Genomic DNA, 4755 nt, shown 5'->3' on the forward strand with positions numbered 1-4755 from the left:
GATTAAACTTATCCTTAGCGTATTTTTCTTTTATACCGATTAAGTCGCGGTAGCTTCGATCAAAATAAACGCTTGTCGGAATTGCCGGATCTTTAAAGCTGATGAAGGCACCATAGGTTCCCGGTATATCAGCTTCTCTGGCTTTATCAATCCAGTCCATGGCTCTGTTTACATCAACAAGTACTGGGTTATTTTGTAGTTCTAGTTTTTGCTTTATCTCTTCATTCCACCAGGTTTGGTATTGGACTGTATATTGACACTGGCGGTAGGGGAAAGATATGTCTTCAAGGTCGTCTGAGTGATGATAAAAACCGCCAGTGATCGCCCCTAAGGTTACGTAACTAAATAGCCCTTGATCGCGGTTTTCTGGCTTTATCAAAGGTGAAGTTAAGCTTTGCAAAAGTGCAGTATAGCCTTCTGGTTTAAGACCTCGCTCTGACACCAATCGCGAAGTGATTTTGTGAGGTGCTGGGGCGTCATAATCGGGAGGGAAAGGAGAACCGTTTTGACACAAAGAATCGCGCCCCCATGTGCTCATCAGGGAGTGATCGTATTTCTTCCCGTCAAAGTCAGTGCCATGTGCTTCATAGACTTGAACTAAATCAGGGAAGCAAGCGCCAAATTGAACGGCTATAAATTGGTGAAGATCTTGTTCTGTTCCTTCCCAGTAGCCATACATGGTGCAGTGATGGCTGATGGTTTCAATATCACAGTGGTTAGATGATTCAGGCAGAGCATCAATTTGCAAGTTGGTGCCAAGAAGTTTAGGCGTATCGAGGCTTTTTATAGCCTGCTCCCAATTTTTTAGCACATCTATGGTAGGGTGCGTTGGTATTGGCTGAAGCATACCGTTGATTTTTGGATAGAGGTTCCACTGAAGCTCGAAGCGGTGGATCTCTTTGGGTAAAGGGAATGTTTTTACGCGTAGCTCGGTAACAATGCCATAGCTCATGCCTCCGCCGCCTCTTAGTGCCCAAAATAGGTGAGGGTTGGACTCTGCTGAGACTTCTGTGATCGTACCATCACCCAATACCACGGTTGCACTCACTAGGTGCTCACAACACATGCCGTATTTTCGCGTCCAAGGGCCCCATCCTCCGCCTTGAATATAGCCAGTCAACCCAACTGTGGCACAGGTTCCATGTGCAATCATTCGATCATGCTCTGCAAGTTTTGGTGTCAGTTGATAGAAGCGATAGCCAGCACCAATGGTGGCAATATTGTCACACAATTGGAAGGTCTTAATTCTGCTCACGTCAATCAAAATGACGTTGTCACCACTGCATTCACCTGCGTGATCATGCCCTCCTGAGCGAACACGAATCGGGAGATTGAATTGAGTTGCTGTTAGATAGGCTTGCTGAACTTCTTGCGTACTTTCGCACATGACAATGACAAAGGGTTGGTGTTGATAGCGAGTATTGAAGATGAGTGACTCGACTTGATATTGGTTCAAACCGGGAACCGGTGAAACCGTGTTTTCAAGAGGTGTCAGTAATCGTTCTTTAGGAAAACCGCACTTATCCATTTTCTGAATAAACAGTTTGGCATTATTGACTGAGATTGAGTACGCGCTAAGTACAGCGAGGCGTTGTATTTGAGGGTTAGGGTGCTGTTCTACCACTTGGTTTTCTTTCGTTCCCTGCATCCATTCATGTTCCATTATTTTTTCCATTTGGCTTATGTATTGAATAGTTGTTCAAATATTAAATCAAATGCATACATTCACCATATCAGTTTGGTATCAGTTGTTCTGTACAAATCGCCAAAAGCATCAGCGAGAGAGCAACAATATCTGGTTGATGAAAAGAACGATCGGCATCTGCGTGACCGTGGATAATTTATGTAGTCAAGTAGATCTGAGCCTAAATTGATACTGAACCAGAATGACGTGTTATCTACATTGAATGGGTCACTAACGACAATAAATTCAGTTGGAGAACACAATGAAAATGGACTCAAAAGAATCACAAGCAATTTTTACTGCTCATTATCAAATTGGTAACGGCTTACCTGGAGGAGTGAGCTTCGATGTTAATCTACTCGTGGCCAGCGAAGACAAATCAATAGTGGGTAAAGGACATATCTTTCAGGCCGTTAACCCACCGTTAAATGTGGTGTCTGATCTCAATGGTAGTTTCAACTATCAATGCACGATGGGTGATTGTCATATCATGGTGACGTTGCAGGGCTACCAGCCTTATCTAGGCATTGCTCCTTTAGGAGCTGATCTTCATAACGTAACGCTCAACCTCCTACTTAATGATGATTGGAAGTCAGGCGTGGCATTCTATCGATATAAAAATAGTTCAGGTAAATGGATTGAAGCAGCAAATCAACGCGTTACTCTACTTTTGCCTGAGCATGTTCCTAGCATCGAGAACTTTAAGGTGGAGCAAAATGATCTTGCGCCAGCATAAATCTCATCAGCGATGACACTGTGCCAAAACACAGATATTCGATGGTTTCGAATATCTGTGTTTGACGAGGTAAATCGAGTAAACACGATGACTTGAAGGTGCAATTAATCGACTTTCTTCGTTTATTGAATATTTCATGGTTGAGTAGATGTGGAGAGCCAATGGTCGAGCTCATCAACACTTATTTGAGCCTGATTCAGTTGATGCTTACGCGCGGCCTGATTGAAGTTTAACAACTCAGAGACGGAGCTGGACTGGTCGAGTAAGGCAAGCATCAGATTCGCTTGTTCAATATAAAAATCACCCCATGGATGCGGATCTTCTTGGGTGAAGTTAGACAGCTTATCGCGATATTTTCGAAGTAGCGTAGGCTGCTTATACTGCCACGCTACTTGGATTCCTTGTTGGTAAAAGCGTAAATAATTATGACCAACACAGGTAGATTCTAGCCAAGCCTCACCAGTGCGCAAAGCGGAGAGGGCCGTTGATTCATCGCCACAAATAAGTGCCTTGGTAGATACGAGCCAAGGACCAATAAAATTGTGTAGCTTATTGATATGAACAAGATCTAGAGCCGTGTCGATGTCCGAAAGGGCTTTCTCCTCTTTTCCCTGATACCAGTGCAATCTTGCACTGGACTCCAAAAGAAAAGCGACAAATCGATGAGCATTAAGCTGTTTTGAAAGTTGTAGAGCGGTCGAGATTTCGTTTTCAGCTTGCACCAAGACATTACGGTCGAGAAAGATCCATGCAGCCGTAAGCCTAGAAACAATTTCTGCTCGGCGGTTTGCCGTGAGATAGGCAAGATTCGAGGCATGCTGAGCCTGCTTTAGTGCTTCGTCAGATTGCAGTTGATAGATCATCACTGTTGCCAGCATGTAGCGATTGGCAGTTTCAATCGAAAGCAACTGATGCTCTTCACACAGTTGCAAACACTCGGTTAAGTACTCGTATGAGCGAGCCATTTTTCCTTGTGCGTAGGCACAATCACCGAGGCCGCCAAGCGATTTTGCTTTCGCGCGAAAACAGTTTGCTCGTTGACTGTAATCTAATGCAAGTAAATGTTCTTTCTCACATTCGTCTAGCTGCCCAGTGGGGAACAGCATATTACCTCTCATCGAGTGAATTTCACACAAAGATTTATTTAACGTCAGCTTTTCGCACAGGGCTTGGGCTTGGTCTAAAATCGACATCGCTTGTACAAAGTTGTCGGTTAAACGGTAGGGGTTAATGAGGTCTAAATAGTATTGAACACGTTCAGAATCATTTTCTGTGTGATGAATCGCTTGCTCAAGAACCTCAATACTCTCTTTGATGCGTCCCATCGAATACAGGCAGTTTCCTTTCATATTTAGTGCATACGCCATCTGTGCTTTAGGTGACTCTTTAATAGCGTATTCAATAAGAGTCAGTGCTTTTTCAAATTGATAATTGCTCAGGTAATGTTTGGCGGTCTGGTCAAGAACAGTAAATACACCTTCGCCCTTGGCATGATTGATATGGACTGCATATAAGAACCGATCTCGGTTCTCATACCATTTTGCGCAGGCCATGTGTATTTTTGAACACTGTGACTTGTCTATTTGACGGAAAACAGCATTACAAATCAAATCATGATGGAAAAGGTATTGATCGCCATTGAGTTTTACTAAGCCAGCGTCGACTAACTTATCTGGTACGTAGCCGGGAATTCGAGTGATTTCACGCAGTTGCTCCAGTTGAAAGTACTGCCCCAACACAGATGCAGTACAGAGTGCTTGGCGATCTTGGGCTGGAAGTTGAGCTAATTGTATCGAAACTAAATGTTCCAATGACTCCGGAACGTCTTTATCAAACTGAGAACAAAGTAGTGTTTGGCGTAAGTATAGAGGATGGCCTTTCGCAAGCTTTATACAGTCATTGATATGTTTATTCTGTTGGCATGTGATTGAGCAAGCTAACTCGTAAGACTCTTCAGATGATAACTCCCTAAGTTCGATTAGATTCACGTTGGCAAACCAAGATTGTTTGGAACTAAGTCGTTTTTGCTGCCTAAACGTCAGAAAGAGTAAAATATTGGTGTTTGTAATATAAGGTAGCAGTGTCTCAAGAAATGCCAACATTACCTCGTCGGCCCAATGGACATCTTCAACAATAATCAAATGCGGTTTGCTGGTCTGCCGTTGTTGAATTAAGAAAGGGATAGATTGCTCTATCGTTTGTTTCAGCGTTTGGAACTCCATTAAGTTCAGCAGCTGTTTTTCTGATTCGTTGAGTGTTACCCCCATTAACCAATAAAGGCAGAGATGGAAAGAAGAGGGAATTGATGACTCGACAGTCTGCTGACGAATAGAAT

General features: G+C 43.3%; 3 protein-coding genes. 1 reads left to right on the forward strand and 2 read right to left on the reverse strand.

Annotated features, from left to right (window positions below):
- Positions 1-1663, reverse strand: a 1663-nt coding sequence (locus CAG68_RS09060) for an FAD-binding protein (RefSeq protein ID WP_161441024.1), incomplete at its 3' end; no start/stop codon positions are given.
- Positions 1664-1946: 283 nt separating this feature from the next.
- On the opposite strand from CAG68_RS09060, the gene CAG68_RS09065 reads away from it, so the two are divergent.
- Positions 1947-2420: a DUF1842 domain-containing protein gene (locus CAG68_RS09065; RefSeq protein ID WP_017635215.1), complete on the forward strand. Its 474-nt coding sequence runs from the start codon at positions 1947-1949 to the stop codon at positions 2418-2420.
- 134 nt (positions 2421-2554) lie between these two features.
- Here CAG68_RS09065 and CAG68_RS09070 read toward each other — a convergent pair.
- The coding region (locus CAG68_RS09070; protein WP_161441025.1) for a tetratricopeptide repeat protein at positions 2555-4755 on the reverse strand (2201 nt) is incomplete at its 5' end.

The organism is Vibrio sp. V42_P2S4T144, from assembly GCF_009904715.1.
Taxonomy (GTDB): Bacteria; Pseudomonadota; Gammaproteobacteria; order Enterobacterales; family Vibrionaceae; genus Vibrio; species Vibrio alginolyticus.